The organism is Breoghania sp., from assembly GCF_030066895.1.
In the GTDB taxonomy this organism is placed as follows: domain Bacteria; phylum Pseudomonadota; class Alphaproteobacteria; order Rhizobiales; family Stappiaceae; genus Breoghania.
On record NZ_JASJAV010000019.1, the window covers coordinates 127,033 to 147,691 of the forward strand.

Consider the following 20,659-nt stretch of genomic DNA (forward strand, 5'->3'; position numbering starts at 1 on the left):
TCTCCCAAAGGAACGCAGCGTCCGCCCTCGTCAGAAGAACTGTAAGTTAATATATAAAACGAATAGCGCGTAAATTTACAAGTTAAATTACTCATTATATGTAGAACTCTATACGCAAACCTTCATATGATATGAGCATTTACATCTCCCGAAGAGGACTTAGATGACAATGCCGATCGTATCGTCAGCTCGGATGTTCGCACCGCCGACGGTCATGAGTGGCACGCTGCTGCCGCGAACTATTATCTGAAAGCCGTGCTGATCGGCTCCAGAGCCATGCCGCTGATCCTGCCTTCGCTAGGCGAGGCGGATCGACCTCGACGCCGTTCTGGCACGCGTCGACGGGGTGCTGCTGACCGGTGCGCGCTCCAATGTCAGCCCGACACTTTACGGCGACGTGGAGGACGAGGCGAACGGGCCCTACGACCCCGATCGCGACGCCACCACCCTGCCGCTTGTCCGCCGCGCCCTGGAGCTTGGCATTCCGCTTCTGGCCATCTGTCGCGGCCTGCAGGAGCTGCACGTGGCGCTGGGCGGCACGCTTGCCAACGAGATCTAGACCCTGCCGAACCGCGCCGACCACCGGGCGCGCACGAGCAAGGATCAGAACGTCCGCTACGGGCTCGTCCACGAGGTCGCGGTCGCGCCGGGAAACTGCCTTGCCGCGACCCTGAATATCGGCCCGGCCGGCGGGCGGACGCGTGCAGGTCAATTCGCTGCACCGGCAGGCCATCGCCACGCCTGCGCCGAACCTCGAGATCGATGCACGCGCCGACGACGGCACCATCGAGGCGGTTCATCCGACCTCCGCACACGGCTGGGTTCTGGCAACCCAGTGGCACCCGGAATACTGGGTGAAGAGCGACGACACCTTGGCCCGGATCTTCGCCGCCTTCGGCAAGGCTATGCGGGAGTGTCAGCAGCAGCGGGCGGGATGAGGCAGGCGACACGGGGGAAGTGACGCGGCGAGGATCTTTGCCGTGGCCCATCCGTCGAGACGAACCTAACGGTCCTCCTCAGGATGACGTTGTGGGTGTTGAAAGATCTGGATTCATTAGCCCTTTCAGCGCGATAACGCCATCCTGAGGAGCCCGCGACCGCGGGCGTCTCGAAGGATGGGCGACATGCACGCCTTACCCAACCCCCAATTCGCCCCACCGGTTCGCCCAACCAAAATTGTGCTCTAGTATAGCGCGCACGGCTCACAACAACGCGGCGCACGAGGGAGAGAGACCGAGATGACCGACGACATACGACGGATGCTGCGTTCAAGGGCGTGGTTCGACAATCCGGACAACCCGGCCATGACGGCGCTCTATCTGGAGCACTATCTGAATTTCGGCTTCACCCGCGAAGAACTGCAATCGGGCAAACCGATCATCGGCATCGCCCAGACCGGCTCCGACCTCTCGCCCTGCAACCGGCACCATCTGGAACGGGCCAAGCGCGTGCGCGGCGGCATTCGCGAGGCCGGCGGCATTCCCTTCGAGTTTCCCGTTCACCCGATCCAGGAAACCGGCAAGCGGCCGACGGCGACGTTCGACCGTAACCTCGCCTATCTGGGCCTGGTGGAACTTCTCTACGGCTACCCGATCGACGGCGTGGTGCTGACCATCGGCTGCGACAAGACCAAACCCGCCTGCCTGATGGCCGCCGCCACCGTCAACATTCCGGCTATCGCCTTTTCCGTCGGCCCGATGCTGAACGGCTGGTACAAGGGCGAACGCACCGGCTCAGGCACGATCGTGTGGAAAGCGCGCGAGTTGCTGGCCGCAGGCGAGATCGATGCGGGTGGGTTTGCCGATCTGGTCGCCTCCTCCGCCCCCTCCGTCGGCTACTGCAACACCATGGGCACGGCGACGACCATGAATTCGCTAGCCGAGGCGCTCGGCATGCAGCTTCCCCGCGCAGCCGCCATTCCCGCCTCCTATCGCGAGCGCGGACAGATGACCTACCTGACGGGCCGCCGCATCATCGACATGGTGCACGAGGATTTGAAACCCTCCGACATCATGACGCGCGCGGCATTTGAAAACGCCATTGTGGTCAACTCCGCCATCGGCGGCTCGACCAACACGCCCATCCACTTGAACGCCATCGCCCGTCATCTGGGCGTGCCGCTCGACAACGACGATTGGCAGGCCCTCGGCCACCGCGTACCGCTTCTGGTCAACCTGCAGCCCGCGGGCGAGTATCTCGGCGAAGACTACCACCACGCAGGCGGCGTCCCGGCCCTGATCGCGGAGCTGATGAAGGCGGACATGCTGCCCCATCCCCACGCCGTGACCGTCAACGGCCGGTCGATCGGGGAGAATTGCGAAAGCACGCAGAACATGGACCCGCGCGTCATCCGCCCGGTCTCCGATCCGCTGATGAAGGATGCAGGTTTCGTCAACCTGAAGGGCAACATCTCCGACAGCGCGATCATGAAGACCAACGTGATCACGCCGGAATTCCGGGCGCGCTATCTGGAAAATCCGGACGATCCCAACGCCTTCGAGGGCCGTGCCATAGTCTTCGAGGGCACGGAAGATTATCACGAACGCATCGAGGATCCCGCGCTCGAAATCGATGAGGACTGTTTGCTGGTCATTCGCGGCGCGGGGCCGATCGGCTATCCGGGCGGGGCGGAAGTGGTGAACATGCAGCCGCCCGCCTCGCTTATCAAACGGGACATCACCACCCTGCCCTGCATCGGAGACGGACGGCAGTCGGGAACGTCATGCTCCCCCTCCACCCTCAGCGCCTCGCCGGAGGCCGCAGCAGGTGGTGGACTGGCGCTTTTGAAGACAGGCGACCGGCTGCGCATCGATCTCAACGCCTGCACCGCCAACATTCTGATTTCGGATGAGGAACTGAACATCCGGCGCAAGGAGCTGGAGGCATCGGGGGGCTTCGCCTACCCACCGCATCAGACCCCGTGGCAAAAGATCCAGCGCTCCCTCGTCGATCAATTCGACAAGGGCATGGTGCTGAAACCGGCCGTGGACTACCGCGACGTAGGCAATTCAGCCCCGGCCGTCGGGCCGCACGGCATGACCGGGCGTCCCGCGCGACAATCACTGAGCATGATACCGCGAGCGAGCGGCCAGAACGTTCGCTATTGTCAGTAAAGCAGCCGTATCCACCCCCTCTCCCGTGGGGGAGAGGGTTGGGGTGCGGGGCGTAGGATTGCCGTATCCACGAGAGCCCGGCCCCCTCAGCCGGACCTTCGGCCCGACCTCTCCCCATGGGAGAAGTGATTACCGCCGCTTTCCAACAAACCATGACACCACTCTGGCGCGTTACACGACCTCCAGATCGCGGGCCTCGTCGCGGTCGCCCGCGCGCACGAGTTCGTAGAAGACCACCTTGCCCTCCTTCAACAGCGCAAGACCCGTGGCCTTGACCGAATTCATGTCGACGAAGACATCCCGGCCACCGTGGTCAGGCTGGATCAGTCCAAATCCCTTTTGCGGATCGAACCACTTAACATTACCGTTTTCCATTTTTCTTCTTCCTTGTTTATCGAATAGAAAGGCAGTCACGCATATTCGCGTGGCAACCTTGTGCAACACTTACGGTTTTTGTTGAAAATCCGCGAAAGAAACGCGCGCCTTTTCGCAAGCGAAAGCCTCAAGCGTTCCGCTGCTGCGCCTGGCGTTTCCATAAAAAGAGACCGCGCGTGAATGCCGCGTCGGCCTGCCGTTCGGGTTTGCGTCCGTCACGGACGGCACCCTCGGCATGGTAAATAGATGGGACGGTCACCGCGAACTTCAAGTACCGGCAAGGAAAATCGGCAGAGCAGCCCCTTTCAAGACAAACGGTACGAGCCGATCTGTCTGACCGCCTCCCGCCGCTTTGATGCGTCGTCGTGATGCCCGGCTTACCACGTCACGATCTCCGGCCCCATCAAGGCATAGGGCAGGAAGATCGACAGAGGCTCGATATAGGTCACCATGATCAGAAACAGGAACAGGATCGCCACGAAGGGCGCTGCCGCGCGCACCACCTGAACGAGCGACATACCTGTGATACCTGATGTCACGAACAGATTGAGCCCGATCGGCGGCGTGATCATGCCGATCTCCATGTTCACCACCATGATGACGCCGAGATGGACCGGATCCACCCCAAGCCCCATGGCGATGGGGAACACCACCGGCGCCACGATCAGCAGCAGTCCCGACGGTTCCATGAACTGACCGCCGAGCAGCAACAGCAGATTGATCGCGATCAGGAAGGTGAACCAGTTGAACCCGGCCCCCAGCATCCAGTCGGTGATCGCCTGCGGAATGCGTTCGGAGGTGAGCACATGGGCAAACAGCAGCGCGTTGACAATGATGAACATCAGCATGATGGTCGTGCGCGCCGCATCGATCATCACCTTGCGCGTTTCGACATTGTAGAACGCGGGCACGAAGGCGCAGGTGATCTGCCACAGGTTGCGCCGCCAGATGCGGAGCGAGCGCGCATAGGCGGTGCCGATGCTCTCCGTCCGCCGGTCCGCACGCAGCACCGGATAGTAGCCCAGCACCGCCAGCGCCAGCACTACACCGGCCCAGAATCGCGTCTCCAGGCCGAGATTGCCCAGGAAGAAGAAGGACATGATCAGCCAGATGAAGAGTGCTGCCAGCGCATAGATGGAGGCGGAGAAGCCGACCCGCGCATTGGGGGCGTCATCTTCCGTCACCCACGACACGTCCTTCAGCGGTCCCATGTAGCGATAGATGAACACGGCAACGAAGAACGAATAGACCGCCGCAACGGCCGCCGCTTCCGTTGGCGTAAAGACGCCGCCGTAGATGCCGCCCAGGATGATGATGATCAGGAACAGGCCCCAACCCGCATCGCGTCCCGCCGTCAGCATCTCGTGCACGCCGACGAAGGGCTGCTTGGGCATGTTCTTGCGCCGGGCGTTGATATAGATCGCCACCATCAGCATCAGATCGGCCACGATGCCCGGAATGACACCGGCCAGGAACATGCGCCCGACGAAGACGTCCGTCGCCGCCGCATAGACCACCATCACGATGGAGGGCGGAATGAGAATGCCGAGCGTACCGGCATTGGCGATGCGCCCGCGGCGAAGTCCTTGGTGTAGCCGACCTCGCGCATGCCCGCGATGGCGATGGTGCCGATGGCGACCACAGTCGCCGGCGAGGAGCCCGACAGCGCGGCAAACAGCATGCACGAAAACACGGCCGCGATTGCCAGACCGCCGCGCACATGGTCGACGGCGGCCACCGCAAAGCGGATGATGCGCCGCGCCACGCCGCCCGTCGACATGAAGGCGGAGGCGAGGATGAAGTAGGGGATCGCCAGCAGGGTGTAGTTCTGCGAGGCGGTGAAGAGCTGCTGCGCCACCGACGACATGGAGTCGGAGGAGAACAGCGCGATTGCCAGAACGCTCGACAGACCGAGCGAGATGGAGATGGGGACGCCCAGGAACAGGAGCGTCAGCACCATGACGAAAAGTGCGATGACTTCCATGACGCTCAGTCCTTCAACACGTCTTTATTTTCGGCGACGAGGTCTTCCGCCTCATGCGCCGCAATCATCATCTCGCGGTCGCCCTTGATGATGGCCCAGGCCGCCTGCATGCAGCTGAAGGCGAAGAAGGCGAGCCCGGTCGGCAGGACCAGACAGGCAATCCAGCGCTGCACGCGCTCCTTGGTGCCGAACAGTTCCTGCATGATGTCGAGATAGCGCAGCTCGTCGAGGCCGATACCAGTGCGGAAATTCAGCGACCAGTAGGTCACCGCCCCGCCGCGCGTGTTGATGACCAGCACCTGAAGCCAGTCTGCGGAGATGAGGATGCAGGCATAGGCAACACCGCACAGCGCACCGAAGACGGCGAGTACGCGGAAGACCTTCGGCGGTAACAGCCGGATACCGGCATCCACGCCCAGGTGCGAGCCGATCTTCACGCCGTAATTCATGCCGAACAGGATCATCCAGGCAAACAGGATGCGGGTGAATTCCAGCGCCCCGCCCCAGCCCGTCGGATCAGTTCCTTCGCGGCGGCGGGGTTGGCGACCTTGTGGCCGGAGATCACGTAAAGATAAACGTCGCGCGGGCAGATCGGCGCGGGCTCGGCGAAGATCGCCAGCCCCTCCGGCGCGCGCCCGGCGGCCCATGTTCCGGCCCGCTCCGCCCACAGATCGAGATCGGCCGCCCCGTAACCGCTCTCGTGCGCCTCGCTCGTTCCCATCAGCCGGACATAGACGAAGGGGGCGATGATATCGGCGATCTGGGGAAACTCCGAATCCGCGGCAACGACCACGCCGACCTGATACTCGCGCAACAGTGCAACGAAATCGGGCGCGCAGAAACTGTCGTGGCGCACTTCCACCACATGCCGGATTTCCCGTCCCTCCACTGTCTTCGGCAAAAGTTTCAGAAAGATCTCGAAATCCTCAGGGTCGAATTTCTTGATCTTCATGAACTGCCAGTTGATCGGGTCGAGTTTGTCGCCCAGTTCCATCACTCCACCCGTGAAGAACTTCTCGATGGACGGCTCGGCCTCGCCCAGCACCCGCCGGTTGGTTGCGAAACGCGGCGCTTTCAGCGAGAAAACGAAATCGTCCGGCGTCTCCTCGCGCCACTTGATGAAGCTCGCGGGCTTCTGGCTTCCATAATTAGGTGCCGTTGACCTCGATGGAGGTGAGTTGACCCGCCGCATATTCAAGCTCACGCTTCTGCGCGAGTTTTTCAGGGTAAAAAACTCCACGCCATGGCTCATACGTCCACCCACCGATACCGACCCGGATTGCCCCGCGCTTTCCATCCGACATTCGCAAACCCACCCTGTTGCCGGGCCCCGAAAGGTGCATGTCTTTCCGGCAGACCAATGGTCCGTTCGGACCTACCCTATTGGCAGACAGGGACGGTTCGCGATGTTTTTTATTTTTTCACATCGCACTGCGGTTCCGATAGGTCAATTTTTCCGGGTGTTACGACCGAAAATCAAATCTAAAATTTTGAATTTTCCAATAAAACTACTAATTTATATTTTATATATTTCGGATAGGAAAATTTTTTCTATTATATAGGCACATTTTTCCAGTAAAATATTTATAAATATACGTCTGATACAAAATTTTTACAGCCTGATTTCTATCGTCTGTCCGTAAAAGAGATAAAGCCCCGGCAAATCGCCGGTGGAGACTGTAGCGGGCGGAAAGATGCTGAACATGGCCTTCGCGACGGCAACCTCTAACTGGCCCTACCTGTGGCCATGGACGTGAAAGAGCTGGTCGCCCGGGAACGGACGCAGAGAACGGAACGCAACATGAATGCGGCCAGCGACGATGAGTTGCTGCACCTCATTGGCACGGGCAACGAAGCGGCCTTCCGGCTTCTCGTAGAGCGTCATGTCGACCACGAATACCGCCGTCGCCCGCCGTATCCTGCGCAACTCCAATGATGCCGAAGATGTCGTTCAAGATGCTTTCCTTCAGGTCTCGACCCGCCGCGGTGAATGGCAGGCGGGCAAGGCGAAGTTCTCCACCTGGCTCTACCGCGTCATCACCAACCGCTGCATCGATCTCCTTCGCAAGCCCCGCATGGAAGCAATGGACGTCCTGCCGAAGATCCCCGACGACCATTGCGACCAGATGCAGAGCCTTTTGCGCGACGAGGCCAGCGTGCAACTGGCCGAAGCAATGACGCGTCTTCCTGATCAGCAACGCATCGCCATCGTCTTGTCTTATACAGAAGCTCTCAGCAACGCCGAGATTTCGAAATTCATGGATACGACCATATTCGCAGTTAAATCTCTTTTAAAGCGCGATCGACAGAAATTGAAGCGCATTTTTCGAAAAAAATACATATATATATAATATATATTATTACAAATCATTAATAATTATTTTACATTACGATAAATAAAAAATTCAGAATTGGTAATAATACTACATATTATCTTGAACGGAGCTCCCATTGTAGGGGCACACGCGCAAGAAAGCGCGTCAGTGTCGCGCCTGGCATGCGTGCGCTGGTCTTGAAGAAATCAGGAGACGACGATGCCCGTCATTTCGACGAATACCGCCGCGAACACCGCGGTCAGTTACCTCAACATCAATTCCACCGATCAGTCGGAATCGCTGGCCAAGCTGGCTTCCGGCGCGCATTACCAAGGCGTCCGACGACGCGGCCGGTCTGGCGATCTCGACCAAGATCTCGTCCGACGTCTCCGCCCTGGAACAGGCGTCCACCAACGCCTCGCACGGTATTTCGATCCTGTCGACGGCCGATGGCGGCGCAGCGAACATCTCCGACATCCTGGAGCGTATGAAGACGCTGGCCTCGCAGTCGGCTTCCGGTACGGTGACGGACACGGAACGTACCTACATCGAGGCTGAATTCGACCAACTCGTGGACGGACGGTATCGCCACGTCCACCCATTACAACGGCCAGAGCCTGCTCAACGGCACGTCCGACCTCTCCGACGACACCGTCGAGACGGCTGCCGAAGTGACCTCGTCGCTCACCAGTGCGACCACGGCTGACAGCTCGCTGACCACTAGCTCCACCATCAGCACTGCTGTCGGCGATGATCTCAGCTTCGACATCAACGGCACGACGATCACCCTCACGGCTACCACCACGACCCTTACGGCCGAAGACATCGTCGACGCGATCAACGCTGAGAGCGACACCACGAGCGTCGATGCTTCGGGCATGACTCTGACCGCGACCGGTGGCTCCGACATCACAATCGACAACGTCGGCGTCGGCTCCTCCAACACCACGCTGAGTTCCGCCGATCTAACGACCTTGGACTTCACCGACACCGACAGCGACGGCACCGAGACATTTTCCGTTTCCGACTTCCTGACGGTGAGCACCGGAGAGGAAGTCACGTTCGACGTCAACGGCACCACGGTGACCCTGTCGAACGATTCCGAGGAAGCTGTTGGCTACACGGCCGATGAGCTTGTCACCGCGATCAACGAGGCACTGGTCGAAGACGGCAACTACGATGTCTAGGCGAGCCTGGATGATGAAACCGGCGCGCTGACCTTCACCAGCCGCACGACCGGCGAGAAGGCCGAAGCCACCATCGACAATCTGACCGGCAGCCTGGACGGTTCCGCCGACTTCTCGCTTGCCGATCTCGGCCTGACGGAAGCAACCGCTTCGGCCACCGGAACCGCGACCGAGTCGAACACAACCGGTTCCGACATCATCGTCGGCTCCGATGTCTCCGATACGATCACGCTGACGATCCAGTCGCTGACCTCCGAGGACCTCGGCATTTCCAACCTCGACGTCTCCCACGCAGGAAGGCGCCGAAGAGGCTCTGTCGGTTCTGGATACGGCCATCGACACGGTGTCCAACGCCCGCGCCGAGATGGGCGCGACCATGTCGCGGTTCGAATTCCACTCCGCCCAGATCGATACCTCGATCGAAAACCTGGAAGCTGCGGAATCCGCCATCAGCAACGTCGACATCGCCTCTGAACAGGCTTCCCTGTCGGCATCGTCCGTGAAGGTTCAGGCCGCGGTTGCTGCCGCTGCCCAGGCCAATCAGATGCCGGAGAACCTGTTGTCGCTTCTGCAGTAAGCAGAAGAGGCCAAGTCCCGAAAAGCTCTCGACAGCCCAGAAACCGTCATTGCTTTGAGAGATCCGGCCGCTCGAGACCAAGCCCCGACCGCGCGCCCTTCCGGCCGTGCGGCCGGGCCCCCAATCCGGGAGGCCCCGCCATGAGCGACATATCCAGCAGTACCTCGACCACCACCACGACAACGACGAGTTCGACCTACACGTATTCGTACGACACTGCGGATATCGATTGGGATGCGCTCATCGAGGCTGCCGTTGCGGTCAAGACCGCAACCGCCGACACGATCGACGTCAAGATCTCTGACAACGAAACCAAGATCGCCGCCTACGAGGAAATGCAGAACCTCCTGCAGGACATCAACGACGCGGCCACAGCTCTTCGCGGTTCCACCGGTTCGACCCTGGATGACGACGACGTCTTCGCCGACCGCGAGGCCTACCTAACCTCCAACGGCGACGTGGATGCGGAATCCGCCATCGTGGTGACCGTCGACGAGGGCACCGACGAGACCACTTACGATCTCCAGATCCTGCAGCTTGCCAAGGTGCAGAAGGTCGCGAGCTCCGAGTACGAGACCAGTACCGACGAAATGGGACTCGAAGGCACCTTCACGATCGGATTGGAAGACGAAGAATCCGTCGAAATCGAAATCACCGAGGACATGACGCTCGCCGAGATCGCATCGGCGATCAACGAGCAGTCCGACACCACCGGCATTCAGGCGACGGTGCTGGAAGTTTCCGAAGACACCTACCAGCTCATTCTGTCCGGTACGGAAACGGCGCAGGAAATCGTCATCACCTCCACCGACGGCACAGACACCATGCAGTCCCTCGGGATCAAAGATTCCGACGGCGACTATGTCGACGAGCTGCAGGCGGCGCAAGACGCAATCATCACGCTGGACGGCATTGAGATCACGCGTTCGACCAATTCCATCGATGACGTTCTCGACAGCGTGACCTTCGACCTCTACCAGGAGACCGGCGAAGACGCCTCCATCTCGGTGGAGATTTCCTCCGACGTTAGCGCCATCAAGGACGCGATCATCGCCCTGGTGGATGCCTACAACGCCTACCGCGAATGAGCGATCACCCAGCAGGAAGTCAGCACCGACGGCACGGCGTCCGACGATGCGACGCTGTTTGCCGACAGCACCCTGCGCTCGACCAATTCCTCCATCGCCGACGATCTGTCGACGATCATCGATAGCGACTCCATGGCACTGCTCGGTCTTTCCTATAACGAGAACAACTATCTCGAATACGATGAGGACACGTTCAACAGCGCCCTACTCGAAGATCTGGATACGGTGGAGTCGCTTCTCACCTTCCAGATGGAAAGTTCCTCGTCCGATATCTCGCTTCTGCGCCGTAACACTTTGATGCCGTCGGAACTGACCCTCGACATAACGGTCGATGACGAAGGCAACATCACGGAAGTGTCCGTCGACGGCGACACCTCGCTCTTCACGATCGACGGCAGCCGCATCATCGGCGCCGAGGACACGGACTACGAAGGCATCACGTTCGTCTACACCGGCGACGAGTCCGAAACGGTGGAACTGACCTTCAGCTCCGGCGTCGCGGAAAACCTGTTCGTCACGACCTACAACGTGGCTGACGAAGACGACAGCACGCTCACGGACCTGATCGAGAGCCTGACCGAGACCAACCAACGAGGATCTTGAGGAAAAGGCCGACGACATCCGGGATCGGGCGGAGACCTACGAGGACATGCTGACCGAACGCTACGCCGCATATCAGGCCGCGATCGAGGAAGCGGAATCCAACCTCAACTACATTGAAGCCATTTTAGACTATGGGGACGACTGATCATGAGTGTCATGATGAATCAGGCCATTTCGGCCTATCGCAAGGCCACGACGACGGTACCGCCGGTCACCGCCGTGGTGCTGCTTTACGATGAAGCGATCAATGCCACTCAGAAGGCCGTCGAGGCCACCGAAGCAAAGCTCTATGAAGAGGCCGAGATCCAGATGCTGCGCGCCGTCAGCATCCTGCGCGGTCTGCGCCAGGCCCCCGGCATGGAAGCCGGGGGAACCTCGCCCAGAACCTCATGGAACTTTACAACACCACGATTCTGGCGCTGACGCGGACCGCCGGAAAGCCCGACGCGGTGGAACGCTACCGTCGGCTCACCTAGGGTCTGACCGAGTTGCGCGATGCCTGGGCGGCGATGACCACCCTGCTGCCGCGCGGCGCGACGACCGAGGCCGCGGGTTAGTCCGGACAACAGTCGGAGCTGCAACCCGGGTTGCAGCTCACGGCTGAAGTATGGGCAGAAAATCGGACAAGTGGTTATGGCTACATACCGATTTGCCTCAACATGGACTCACTTTCACCCGAGATGTAGGTTGATTATTAGCCGTCGGAACGGCGTCGCTGATTCCGCCGACACCGGTGCAATGGAAGTCATGACGCTCGAACAATTCGAAGATCGTCTCGACCGCAACGGTCCCGATCTCGGCACCTAGCCGAAAGGCCCGGCGACAGAGGCAGAAGCCCTGCTTGCCGAAAGCGCGCAGGCCCGCCAGCTCCTGGAGGAGGCCCAGGCGCTCAAGAACGTGTTCGACGCAGAGCCCGCCATCCGCGCGCCGGCGGGGCTCGCCGACTGTATTTCTGCTCGCGCGATGCAGGAAGACACGCCCCCCCCCCGCCGGTGCGGATCCTGCCGCAGAGCCCACAGCAGCCTTCCCCACCTTCAAGCCGCAGGCGAGCATCCCCTCGATTCCGGTCGCTGCCATGCGCACATCCGGGTCGCTTCCGCCGGCGTGGACGTCGACCCGCCCCTGGTATCGCGAACTCGCCTCGCTGATTTTCGGCGGGGGCAATCTGGCCTTTCCCGCCACAGCACTCGCCATGTGTTTTGCAGCCGGCGTGTGGGCCGGTTACACATTTAACGAACAGAATATTGATTCGACGGCGTACGAGACGATGGCATCGCTCTTTACCTATCTCAACCGTACGTAAAGCCGAGACGGAACAGCTTCATGACACGCCAACGCCTTACGGTTGTGCTCGCCAATCTGCTTTTTATCCCCATCGCCGCGAACCTGTTCCTGGCAGGTTGGGTCGCAAGCCGCAGTTTCTATCGGATGCCGCCCCCCGTCCCCCTGAAATGATCGACCGGTTCATGAAAGATAACCTTTCCGAGATCGGTTATAAGCAGGTCCATGCCCTGATCGAGCGTGTTCAGCTGCAGTTTCGCGACATGAACGAAACCATGCGCATCAATCGCGGTAAGATGATCGATGCGCTGTAAGCGGCCCAGTTCGACAAGAATACTTTCGACGCAGCTGCAACCGTCATCATCGGGTCGTGGACGTCTCTCGACAAGGTCACGCTTGAGAGCATCTCCGAGGTATTTCAAGGATTTGACCGCGAGGACCGGCGTGCCGTGGCACGCTTTATCGAGATGGGACCTCCCGGCCCGCCTCCACCAAGATAATACTACCCACTTGGCAATTTTCGCCCGTGCAGAATATACTTATCGGCAATATTTTCCCTGTAATTTATTGAAATTACTTCACCTGATCTAACTCCGCCGTTCGTTTCTTTAGCAACACGGACGGCTCGATCCCTCCCAAACAACAGATCGACCCGTCCGCCAATTCGTCACAGCGAACATCGGCGGTGCGGACATGACTATATCCACGGTCAACAGTTACAGCTTGACGACCACAACAACGAGTTCGTCCTCTTCATCTTAACTGGGCCTGACCAGTGAAGATTTTCTCTCGCTCATGCTGGAGCAGCTCCAGAACCAGAACCCTCTGGATCCGACCGATACGGATACGCACCTCGATCGGATGGTCTCCTATGCGAGTTACGACACGCAGAACTCGATCAATGACCAGCTGAGCACGCTCGTTGACTCCGTGGATTCGGCGATCTCCGGTTCCGGGCTCGGATATCTGGGTACCACCGTCGAGGCCTACGGCAACACCAACACCCTGACCGACGGCTCCGCCACCTGGGGCTACACGCTGGAATCGGACGCGGAGACCGTGACGATCACGATCTCGGACTCCGACGGGCAACACCGTGTGGACCGGCGAAGGCGAGACCTCTTCAGGATCCCACACCCTTGCCTGGGACGGCACCACCACCGACGGCACGACCACCGTCGTCGGTGTGGTTACCGGCATCGACAGCTCCTCCGGAGACACCGTTCTGCAAATCGGCGACGCCGAAATCGAAGTCGACAACATCCTGTCCATTCAGCCTTAGGAGAAGACCGTGAGCATCGCAGGTGCATTGAATTCAGCGGTCTCTTCGCTTTACGCCCAGAGCCAGGCCCTTTCCAACATTGCCGACAACCTCGCCAATTCGGAAACCACCGCCTACAAGGCCAATTCCACGTCGTTCGAAAACCTGGTGGCGAGCTCCGGATCGAGCTCCAGCGGCGGCGTGACCAGTTCCACCCGCTCCAACAACTCCGCGCAAGAGTTGCTGACGGCGACCTCTTCGGAGACGGATCTGGCCATCGACGGGTCGTCTCCACCATAACCGACGGCAGCGGCTCCTCCTACTACACCCGTAACGGCGAGTTCGAGATCGACGACGAGGGCTATCTCGTCAACGGCGACTACTACCTGATGGGCTGGGAGATCGACGAAGACGGCAACATCATCGGCGGCACGAGCGAAAGCTCACTGGTTGCGATCGATACCGACGCCTATCAGAGCTCCGTCGGCGCCATGACCGAGATCGACATGCAGGCCAACCTGCCTGTCGACGCCGAAGTAAACAACTCCTTCTCTACCACGGTCGAGATCTACGATTCGCTCGACACCAATTCCACAGTGGAAGTAACCTGGACAAAGACGGCCGAGAACACTTGGGAGATGTCATTCTCTGATCCGACGATCTCCTCCACCGACGCCGACGGCGGCGACACCTCCACGACCGCGATCGAGATCACCTTCAACGAAGACGGTTCGCTCGCCTCCACCAACCCGGATCCGGCCGAGATCACCATCTCCGACTGGACGACCGGCGCCGCCGACAGCACGATCACGCTGAACCTCGGCACGGTCGGCAAGTCGGACGGGCTGACCCAGCTTTCCTCCGACTCCTCCGAGCCGAGCATCACCATCGACTCCATCAGCCAGGACGGCCTCGCCTACGGCTCCCTGTCCGGCATCGAGATCGATGACGACGGTTCCGTGATCGCCAGCTACACCAACGGCGAAAGCCGCACGATCTACAAGATCCAGGTGGCCACCTTCGGCAACGAGAACGGCCTGAAGGAAATGAGCGGCGACGTCTGCGCCTCCACCACAACCTCCAGCACCAGCATCATCCAGGAGGCGGGTTCGGGCAGCGCCGGCACGATCAACGGCGGCTATCTGGAATCGAGCACCACCGACACCAGTGAGGAATTCAGCCGCATACTGTCGGCTCAGCAGGCCTATTCGACCTTCTCGCAGATCATGTCGACCGCTGCGGACATGTTCGACACGCTGATGACCGCGGTGCGCTGATCATGGCAGCGCCTGACGATCCCCTGCTCAAGGCATTGCGTCAAAGGATAGTCGAAGTCGACGCCATCCGACGCAACGAAGAAGGTCCACACAACCGTGTGGACCTTCTTCGTTGCGTCAGTCTCTCAAGGCGCTCGCTCCCCAACTCGTCGATCGCAAGGCCGAAGTGGGCAAGGACATAGGGCGGCTTCGCGCCGCCACCGCGGCCGCGGGCTCCTATGCCCACATGGCCGCCATAACCAAGAACCCTCGACGCTGAAGGAGATGTCAATGCCCCGTTCGGCTCCCCCGGTCGATCTTGAACAGACGCCGTCGCCCCAGGAGGACGTGGATGCAGCGGTTCAGAACATGATCGGGCTCTCGGATGCGTTGTTGCAACTAATAGACCGGGAAAACCGGCATCTGGCCGAAAGCATGCCCGTTCCGCTCGGCGATATTGCCGAGCGCAAGCATGAGCTTGTCGACGAATTGCGCAAGAGTGTCGGAAACGCCGACATGCAGAACGCCGCACTTGCCACCGCCTCGCCCGAACTCGCCGAGGCCCTGCGCCAACGCGGAGCGGAACTCACTGAGGCCCTGCAGGAAAACGGCGAACGTCTGCGCAAGGCGATCGCCACCAGTCATCACCGTGTCGAAACCATCATGCGCGCGATCCGCGAAGACGTGAACCGCCCCTCGGCCTACGGCGGCAACGGTCGCTACGAAAACGCATCCTATTCGGCACGTCCGGTCTCCCTGCGCCCCGGCGTAGAAGCCTGACGGTGAGGCCCCGGCGGGAGAAGAATTTGCCATGTCGCTCAGTACCGCAAGCAGCATTGCCTCCAGTTCGCTAACCGCGACACAGGCCCAGCTTTCCGTTACCGCCGCCAATATCGCCAACGCCGATACGGACGGCTACACCCGCAAGGAAGCCTCTTCTTCCACCCTCGTCACGTCCGGCGTGGGGACCGGCGTCGAGGTCTCGGAGCTTAGCTCGAAGGTCTCCCAGCTGCTGATCTCGGACCTTGCGGACGCGACATTGGAGACCACTTCGGCGACCGCGACGGCCGACTACCTCGACCAGCTTCAGACCGCCCTCGGCTCCACCTCCGACAGCGACGACGGCGGCAACCGCGGTGACCGAGCTCGATGAACTCGCCTCGCAATTGCGCGAAACATCGGAGAGAATTCAGGAACTGCGCGAGGACGCCGACAGCGCGATCGAGGATGTGGTTTCGTCCGCCAATGACGCCATTGCGGAAATCGACGATACCAGCACGATCACGGCGGATTCCGTCTATGACGGGACGTCTTCGAGCCTGTCCGGGGTCACGGTGAATGGAACCGATATCACCTCCGATATCGAAGGCGGCACGATCGGCGCATTGCTGACCCTACGCGACGAGACCCTACCCGCTGCCCAGAACATGCTGGACGAACTCGCCACCAGCCTGATTGACGAGATGAACACGGCCGTCTCCGGACTCATGACGGGAACGGGCGCCAGCGACATCGCGGTCAGCGAAACGATCCTCGCCACTCCCTCCGACTTGCTGGGAACGACCGATCAGGCTGACACCGCCCAGGCGCTGCTCGACGCCGTTCAGGACGACACCGATTTCGACGCGGCCGGCAGCCTCGGCGCAACCTCGACCACCCTGAGCGACTACGCAAGCGACATCCTGACGACGGTCGTTTCACAAACAACCAGCGCGCACTCGGCCCTCGACACCGCGACCACGTCGCTGGAAACGATCTCCGACAGCATCTCCTCACTCTACGGCGTCAACGTCGACGAGGAGACCGAACGGATGACAGAGCTTGAGACGCTCTATTCCGCTTCCGCACAGCTTCTCAGCACAATCCAGGAAATGTACGACGCCCTTCTGGCGGCGGTTTCATAAGGAGACGGGACAATGGCAATGCGCGTCACCACGTTCGCCCTGTCGAACTTTCTGCTGACCTATGCCCTGTCCACCCAGGTCAAGCTTGCGGAAAAGCAGACGCAGGAAGCCTCCGGCCTGCTCTCCTCTACCTATGGCGGATTGGGGTCGGATGCGGGCACGCTGGTCGATCTGGAAGTCTCGCTCGCGCGCTCCGAATCCTATGCCTACGCAGCCGAACAAGCCACCAACCGTGTCGAGGTGATGTATTCGGCGACCGGCAGCATCGTCGATCTGCTGACCGATATGCGCACGGAGGTCTCGGCGGCCTCCGTCGACACGTCCGACATCGACACGTTTCAGGACACAGCCGCAAGCCTGCTGGAAGAGCTGGAATCCCTTCTCAACACGCAATACGAGGGCCGCTACCTCTTCGCCGGCAGCAACACGCAGGAAGAGCCGGTCGATCTGGACAGCTACACCGCCACCGATCTGACCACCGCCGACACCAGCTACCATTCGGGCGACGACACGATCATTTCCGTCCATGTGAGTTCGCAACGCACCGTGTCCTACGGCGTGACCGCCGACAACGATGCGTTCGAGGAGGCCATTCGCGTGCTCTCCTATATCGCCAACGCCGACGAGTTGACCGATGACGACCTTGAGACCATCGGCGACATGCTGGTGGAAGCGCAGGACGGGGTCATCGCCATCCAGAGCGGCCTCAGCCTCGACGCCGGCTCGCTTGAAAATGCCCAGACCGAGCAGGAAGAGCTGATCGCCCTGACGGAGACCTCCATCGACGATATTCGCTCCGTTGATCTGGCGACCGTCGCGGTCGAAATTGCGCAATACGAAACCCAGCTCGAAGCAAGCTATGCCGCCGTCGGCAAGCTCTCCGATTTCAGCCTGCTGGATTACCTGTAGAGTGCCCTGCGGGAGAACCCGCAAATACGCCTTCAGGAGATCGGTCAGACGGCCACGGCGCGGCTCGTCTCGGTGTAGATTTCGCGAAGTCGCGTGACCACCGGCCCCGGCACGCCCGTACCGATCTTGACGCCGTCGATCTCCACCACCGGATTGACGAAACCGGTCGCCGACGTGGAAAACGCCTCGGTCGCGACCTTGGCCTCGTCCACCGTGAAGGACCTCTCCTCCACCTTCGCGCCGATCTCGCCGGCACATTTAAGAACCGCGGTGCGGGTGATCCCGGACAGGATGTCGTAGGAAAAACTACGCGTGACGATCGTCCCGTCGCCCTCAACGATATAGGCGTTGTTGGACGAGCCTTCGGTCACGAACCCGTCGCGCACCATCCAGGCATCGTCCGCGCCTTTCACCTTGGCCTCGTTCTTCACGATCGACGCCCACAGGAGCTGGACAGTCTTGATGTCGCAACGCCGCCAGCGCAGATCGTCGACCGTAATGACCTTCTGCCCGCGCTTTGCCAGCGCATTGTCGATGAGCTCCTTTTCCTGGGTGAACAGCACGACGGTCGGCGGCACGCTTGCGGCGGGAAAGATGAAATCCCGATCGGCGGCGCCGCGCGAAATCTGCAGATAGACCAGCCCCTCGGTGATCGCGTTACGGCTGACGAGTTCCCGATGAATGGCCATTAGGTCCGCGTCTTTCATGTAGAACGGCATCTTCAGCTCGTTGAGAGAGCGGTGCAGCCGCTTCATGTGGCCGTCGAAGTCGATCAGATTTCCGTCGAGAATCGACGTGACCTCATAGATTGCATCCGCAAAAAGAAAACCGCGATCGAAGACGGAAACCGTTGCTTCTTCTTCCGGCACATAGTTGCCGTTCACATAGACCGTACGCATTCAATAACCTCAAAGATCGGAAAGGACGAAGCGCGACTGCGCTTCGCCGGAAAGGCGCAAGGGGCGGGAGGGCCCCACGCGCCTCAAATCGTGTCCAGCGCCTCCGCCAGACGCTCCGCACCGTGGCGGAAGGGATCGACAGTCGAAAGGTCGAGGCGCGCCTCGATCTCCGCACAAAGAGTCAACGCTTCGTCCAGACCAAGCGCGGAGGTGTTGAGCGACACGCCTACCACCCGACAGGCCGGATTAACGATCTGCGCGATCGGCAGCGCCAGATCGCGCAACGCCTCGAGACTGGGAAGCCGGTAGTCGGGTAGACCGCGCATGTGCGGGCGGTTCGGCTCATGGCACAGAACCAGGGCATCGGGCTGCCCGCCGTGAATGAGCGCCATCGCCACGCCGGAAAAGGACGCATGGAAAAGGCTGCCCTGCCCCTCGATGATATCCCAGTGATCCGGCTCGTTGTCGGGCGTCAGATACTCGATCGAACCGGCCATGAAGTCGGCGATCATCGCATCGAGCGGCACGCCGTCACCGGTGATCAGAATGCCGGTCTGACCGGTGGCGCGAAAGGTCGCCTTGCGGCCCAGCGCCTGCATCGCCTTTTCCACGCACAGGCCAGTATACATTTTGCCGACGGAGCAATCTGTCCCCACCGCCAGGAGCCGCTTGCCCGTCCGCTTCTTGCCGTTGGCGATCGGATAGGACACGGAGGGAACGCGCACATCGTGCAGCGTGCGGCCGAGCTCCTTCGCCTTGACGGCCAGATCCGCCTCATTGCGCAGCAGATTGTGCAGACCGGAGGCAATGTCGAGCCCCGCATCGAGAGCTTCCAACAGGGCCGACTTCCAGACCGGAGAGATGATCCCGCCGCGATTGGCCACGCCGATCACCAGCGTTTTCACGCCGGCGGCGACCGCATCGGCAATCGTCATGTCGTGCAGGTCGAGATTGGCCTTGCAGCCTTCCAGGCGCAATTGGCCAAGGGCGTGATCGGGACGCCAGTCCTTGATGCCTTGCGCGACCTTCGCCGCAAGCGGATCGGGTGCATCGCCCAGAAACAACAGATAGGGAAGTTCGATCATGAAAACGCGCTCGTGTTGGAGGGATCGGAATAACGCTCCGGCATGCAGGTTTCGCGCCGTGTCGGACAATCCGGCGACATCCGCGGAAAGCGGACATCGCACACCCTGACAATGCCCAAGCAAGATCACGTGGGCAAGATCGCTGTTACGGTACGCCTATCTTGTGAACCGACAAAGAAGAGAAAAAGCGCCGCCGAAGTACCCTACAGCCCACTCTCCCAAAGAAGCCGACCCCGCTTTTCTTGTACGGGATCGGTTCTTGCTGCCTGAAACGAGATATTCGTTCCAGAGCATTCTAGAGCAGTACGTCAGGAGCGCCGTGCGCGGATCGACGCAGCCGCCTGCCGCCGCTTTTACGCCGCAGACGCGGCCTTGCGGCCAAAGCCTCACCGATCCTCCTGCCCGTCCCCGACCAGCATCCGCTCCACATAGCGGGTCTAAGCGGAAATCGTCGTGTGCACGAAGAGATCCACGATCTCCACCTTGACGCCGAATGCCTTCGACAGAGAGGCGGCCAACTCAACGGTCAGCAGCGACGTTCCACCGATCTCCAGAAAGGGCGTGTCCGAGGCGGGAGCATCGGTATCGATCGGCGATCCGCTCCCTGACGCTCGCCTTCATCTACTTGACGACGTTCGAGCGGGACTTCTTCGGCACGTCGCTCTTCGGCAAGGCGTTGTAGTCCACCTTGCCGTTATAGGTTTGCGGCATCGCGGAGAGATAGGCGAACCGCGAGGGGATCATGTAATGCGGCAGGCTTTCGCGCAGATCCCGCCGCAACACGTCATCGAAATCCCGATCGAGTTTCAGGTTCACGGCCGC

22 protein-coding genes and 7 pseudogenes are annotated in these 20,659 nt (G+C 60.5%); 19 read left to right on the top strand and 10 right to left on the bottom strand.

Annotated features, from left to right (window positions below):
• Positions 1-180 precede the first annotated feature (180 nt).
• Both QNJ43_RS18755 and QNJ43_RS18760 read left to right on the top strand, forming a co-directional pair.
• A pseudogene (locus tag QNJ43_RS18755) lies at positions 181-938 on the top strand (gamma-glutamyl-gamma-aminobutyrate hydrolase family protein).
• A gap of 300 nt (positions 939-1,238) precedes the next feature.
• Positions 1,239-3,011 (top strand): annotated as a pseudogene (locus QNJ43_RS18760) (IlvD/Edd family dehydratase); the annotation flags it as partial.
• 273 nt (positions 3,012-3,284) lie between these two features.
• Here QNJ43_RS18760 and QNJ43_RS18765 read toward each other — a convergent pair.
• The 5 genes and pseudogenes from QNJ43_RS18765 to QNJ43_RS18785 form a co-directional block, all read right to left on the bottom strand.
• Positions 3,285-3,488 (bottom strand): cold shock domain-containing protein, encoded by a 204-nt coding sequence (locus QNJ43_RS18765; protein ID WP_300472068.1) that lies wholly within the window; start codon positions 3,486-3,488, stop codon positions 3,285-3,287.
• Positions 3,489-3,865: 377 nt separating this feature from the next.
• Positions 3,866-5,472 (bottom strand): annotated as a pseudogene (locus tag QNJ43_RS18770) (TRAP transporter large permease).
• Between the two features lie 5 nt (positions 5,473-5,477).
• Positions 5,478-5,936, bottom strand: coding sequence for a TRAP transporter small permease subunit (locus tag QNJ43_RS18775; RefSeq protein ID WP_300472069.1), 459 nt, complete (start codon positions 5,934-5,936; stop codon positions 5,478-5,480).
• A pseudogene (locus QNJ43_RS18780) lies at positions 5,933-6,776 on the bottom strand (DUF72 domain-containing protein). Before QNJ43_RS18780 ends, QNJ43_RS18775 begins: the two are co-directional and overlap by 4 nt.
• A 431-nt stretch (positions 6,777-7,207) precedes the next feature.
• Positions 7,208-7,366: a hypothetical protein gene (locus QNJ43_RS18785; RefSeq protein WP_300472070.1), complete on the bottom strand. Its 159-nt coding sequence runs from the start codon at positions 7,364-7,366 to the stop codon at positions 7,208-7,210.
• Here QNJ43_RS18785 and QNJ43_RS18790 point away from each other — a divergent pair.
• From QNJ43_RS18790 to QNJ43_RS18800, 3 genes are all read left to right on the top strand, one after another.
• The gene (locus QNJ43_RS18790) at positions 7,356-7,823 is read left to right on the top strand and encodes a sigma-70 family RNA polymerase sigma factor (RefSeq protein ID WP_300472071.1); all 468 of its coding nucleotides are present in this window, start codon (positions 7,356-7,358) and stop codon (positions 7,821-7,823) included. The genes QNJ43_RS18785 and QNJ43_RS18790 overlap by 11 nt on opposite strands.
• A 337-nt stretch (positions 7,824-8,160) precedes the next feature.
• Entirely contained in the window at positions 8,161-8,493 is a 333-nt protein-coding gene (locus QNJ43_RS18795) for a flagellin (protein ID WP_300472170.1), read from the top strand.
• Positions 8,459-8,974: a hypothetical protein gene (locus QNJ43_RS18800; RefSeq protein WP_300472072.1), complete on the top strand. Its 516-nt coding sequence runs from the start codon at positions 8,459-8,461 to the stop codon at positions 8,972-8,974. The genes QNJ43_RS18795 and QNJ43_RS18800 overlap by 35 nt, the downstream gene beginning before the upstream one ends.
• On the opposite strand, the gene QNJ43_RS18805 is transcribed toward QNJ43_RS18800, so the two are convergent.
• Positions 8,971-9,243 carry a hypothetical protein gene (locus QNJ43_RS18805; protein WP_300472073.1) on the bottom strand — a complete coding sequence of 91 codons (273 nt, stop codon included), beginning with the start codon at positions 9,241-9,243 and terminating at the stop codon, positions 8,971-8,973. The two genes, QNJ43_RS18800 and QNJ43_RS18805, sit on opposite strands and share 4 nt — an antisense overlap.
• A gap of 53 nt (positions 9,244-9,296) precedes the next feature.
• Here QNJ43_RS18805 and QNJ43_RS18810 point away from each other — a divergent pair, with 53 nt between their 5' ends.
• The 3 genes and pseudogenes from QNJ43_RS18810 to QNJ43_RS18820 all read left to right on the top strand — a co-directional run bounded on the left by QNJ43_RS18810 (position 9,297) and on the right by QNJ43_RS18820 (position 11,665).
• The gene (locus QNJ43_RS18810) at positions 9,297-9,551 is read left to right on the top strand and encodes a flagellin (RefSeq protein ID WP_300472172.1); all 255 of its coding nucleotides are present in this window, start codon (positions 9,297-9,299) and stop codon (positions 9,549-9,551) included.
• 140 nt (positions 9,552-9,691) lie between these two features.
• Positions 9,692-11,242: pseudogene (gene fliD / locus QNJ43_RS18815) on the top strand (flagellar filament capping protein FliD).
• Positions 11,243-11,389: 147 nt separating this feature from the next.
• Complete coding sequence (locus tag QNJ43_RS18820) at positions 11,390-11,665, top strand: flagellar protein FliS (protein ID WP_300472074.1); 276 nt, start codon at positions 11,390-11,392, stop codon at positions 11,663-11,665.
• Between the two features lie 231 nt (positions 11,666-11,896).
• On the opposite strand, the gene QNJ43_RS18825 is transcribed toward QNJ43_RS18820, so the two are convergent.
• Positions 11,897-12,319 carry a hypothetical protein gene (locus QNJ43_RS18825; protein ID WP_300472075.1) on the bottom strand — a complete coding sequence of 141 codons (423 nt, stop codon included), beginning with the start codon at positions 12,317-12,319 and terminating at the stop codon, positions 11,897-11,899.
• On the opposite strand from QNJ43_RS18825, the gene QNJ43_RS18830 reads away from it, so the two are divergent.
• The 11 genes and pseudogenes from QNJ43_RS18830 to QNJ43_RS18875 all read left to right on the top strand — a co-directional run bounded on the left by QNJ43_RS18830 (position 12,318) and on the right by QNJ43_RS18875 (position 17,853).
• Positions 12,318-12,545 (top strand): hypothetical protein, encoded by a 228-nt coding sequence (locus QNJ43_RS18830; protein ID WP_300472076.1) that lies wholly within the window; start codon positions 12,318-12,320, stop codon positions 12,543-12,545. The genes QNJ43_RS18825 and QNJ43_RS18830 overlap by 2 nt on opposite strands.
• Before the next feature lie 163 nt (positions 12,546-12,708).
• Positions 12,709-12,837 (top strand): hypothetical protein, encoded by a 129-nt coding sequence (locus QNJ43_RS18835; RefSeq protein ID WP_300472077.1) that lies wholly within the window; start codon positions 12,709-12,711, stop codon positions 12,835-12,837.
• 481 nt (positions 12,838-13,318) lie between these two features.
• Positions 13,319-13,378, top strand: a pseudogene (locus QNJ43_RS18840) (hypothetical protein); the annotation flags it as partial.
• Between the two features lie 241 nt (positions 13,379-13,619).
• A complete protein-coding gene (locus QNJ43_RS18845) occupies positions 13,620-13,805 on the top strand; it encodes a hypothetical protein (protein WP_300472178.1) in 186 nt (61 codons plus the stop codon).
• A gap of 9 nt (positions 13,806-13,814) precedes the next feature.
• Positions 13,815-14,084, top strand: coding sequence for a flagellar hook-basal body complex protein (locus QNJ43_RS27420; RefSeq protein WP_346433045.1), 270 nt, complete (start codon positions 13,815-13,817; stop codon positions 14,082-14,084).
• Between the two features lie 23 nt (positions 14,085-14,107).
• Positions 14,108-15,061, top strand: a pseudogene (gene flgE / locus QNJ43_RS18850) (flagellar hook protein FlgE); the annotation flags it as partial.
• A 112-nt stretch (positions 15,062-15,173) separates the two neighbouring features.
• Positions 15,174-15,320, top strand: coding sequence for a hypothetical protein (locus QNJ43_RS18855; protein WP_300472078.1), 147 nt, complete (start codon positions 15,174-15,176; stop codon positions 15,318-15,320).
• An 11-nt stretch (positions 15,321-15,331) separates the two neighbouring features.
• Entirely contained in the window at positions 15,332-15,820 is a 489-nt protein-coding gene (gene flgN, locus QNJ43_RS18860) for a flagellar export chaperone FlgN (protein ID WP_300472079.1), read from the top strand.
• Positions 15,821-15,851: 31 nt separating this feature from the next.
• Positions 15,852-16,193: a flagellar basal body protein gene (locus tag QNJ43_RS18865; protein ID WP_300472080.1), complete on the top strand. Its 342-nt coding sequence runs from the start codon at positions 15,852-15,854 to the stop codon at positions 16,191-16,193.
• Complete coding sequence (locus QNJ43_RS18870) at positions 16,177-16,944, top strand: flagellar basal body rod C-terminal domain-containing protein (RefSeq protein WP_300472081.1); 768 nt, start codon at positions 16,177-16,179, stop codon at positions 16,942-16,944. Before QNJ43_RS18865 ends, QNJ43_RS18870 begins: the two co-directional genes overlap by 17 nt.
• Before the next feature lie 18 nt (positions 16,945-16,962).
• Positions 16,963-17,853, top strand: coding sequence for a flagellin (locus QNJ43_RS18875; RefSeq protein WP_300472082.1), 891 nt, complete (start codon positions 16,963-16,965; stop codon positions 17,851-17,853).
• A gap of 44 nt (positions 17,854-17,897) precedes the next feature.
• Here QNJ43_RS18875 and QNJ43_RS18880 read toward each other — a convergent pair whose 3' ends face one another.
• The 3 genes from QNJ43_RS18880 to QNJ43_RS18890 all read right to left on the bottom strand — a co-directional run bounded on the left by QNJ43_RS18880 (position 17,898) and on the right by QNJ43_RS18890 (position 20,653).
• The gene (locus tag QNJ43_RS18880) at positions 17,898-18,752 is read right to left on the bottom strand and encodes a D-amino-acid transaminase (RefSeq protein ID WP_300472083.1); all 855 of its coding nucleotides are present in this window, start codon (positions 18,750-18,752) and stop codon (positions 17,898-17,900) included.
• An 83-nt stretch (positions 18,753-18,835) separates the two neighbouring features.
• Positions 18,836-19,837, bottom strand: a complete 1,002-nt coding sequence (gene dgcN / locus QNJ43_RS18885) for an N-acetyltransferase DgcN (RefSeq protein ID WP_300472084.1) — start codon at positions 19,835-19,837, stop codon at positions 18,836-18,838.
• A 621-nt stretch (positions 19,838-20,458) separates the two neighbouring features.
• Positions 20,459-20,653 carry a hypothetical protein gene (locus QNJ43_RS18890; protein ID WP_300472085.1) on the bottom strand — a complete coding sequence of 65 codons (195 nt, stop codon included), beginning with the start codon at positions 20,651-20,653 and terminating at the stop codon, positions 20,459-20,461.
• Positions 20,654-20,659: the final 6 nt, after the last annotated feature.

Excerpts from the sequence above, each read along its gene's own strand:
- QNJ43_RS18825 (WP_300472075.1), bottom strand. The coding sequence starts at position 12,319 with ATGGCAGCGACCGGAATCGAGGGGATGCTCGCCTGCGGCTTGAAGGTG.
- QNJ43_RS18865 (WP_300472080.1), top strand. The coding sequence starts at position 15,852 with ATGTCGCTCAGTACCGCAAGCAGCATTGCCTCCAGTTCGCTAACCGCG.
- QNJ43_RS18830 (WP_300472076.1), top strand. The coding sequence starts at position 12,318 with ATGCGCACATCCGGGTCGCTTCCGCCGGCGTGGACGTCGACCCGCCCC.
- QNJ43_RS18875 (WP_300472082.1), top strand. The coding sequence starts at position 16,963 with ATGCGCGTCACCACGTTCGCCCTGTCGAACTTTCTGCTGACCTATGCC.
- QNJ43_RS18805 (WP_300472073.1), bottom strand. The coding sequence starts at position 9,243 with ATGCCGAGGTCCTCGGAGGTCAGCGACTGGATCGTCAGCGTGATCGTA.
- QNJ43_RS18775 (WP_300472069.1), bottom strand. The coding sequence starts at position 5,936 with ATGATCCTGTTCGGCATGAATTACGGCGTGAAGATCGGCTCGCACCTG.
- flgN (WP_300472079.1), top strand. The coding sequence starts at position 15,332 with ATGCCCCGTTCGGCTCCCCCGGTCGATCTTGAACAGACGCCGTCGCCC.
- QNJ43_RS18790 (WP_300472071.1), top strand. The coding sequence starts at position 7,356 with ATGTCGACCACGAATACCGCCGTCGCCCGCCGTATCCTGCGCAACTCC.
- dgcN (WP_300472084.1), bottom strand. The coding sequence starts at position 19,837 with ATGATCGAACTTCCCTATCTGTTGTTTCTGGGCGATGCACCCGATCCG.
- QNJ43_RS18835 (WP_300472077.1), top strand. The coding sequence starts at position 12,709 with ATGAAAGATAACCTTTCCGAGATCGGTTATAAGCAGGTCCATGCCCTG.
- QNJ43_RS18820 (WP_300472074.1), top strand. The coding sequence starts at position 11,390 with ATGAGTGTCATGATGAATCAGGCCATTTCGGCCTATCGCAAGGCCACG.
- QNJ43_RS18765 (WP_300472068.1), bottom strand. The coding sequence starts at position 3,488 with ATGGAAAACGGTAATGTTAAGTGGTTCGATCCGCAAAAGGGATTTGGA.
- QNJ43_RS18880 (WP_300472083.1), bottom strand. The coding sequence starts at position 18,752 with ATGCGTACGGTCTATGTGAACGGCAACTATGTGCCGGAAGAAGAAGCA.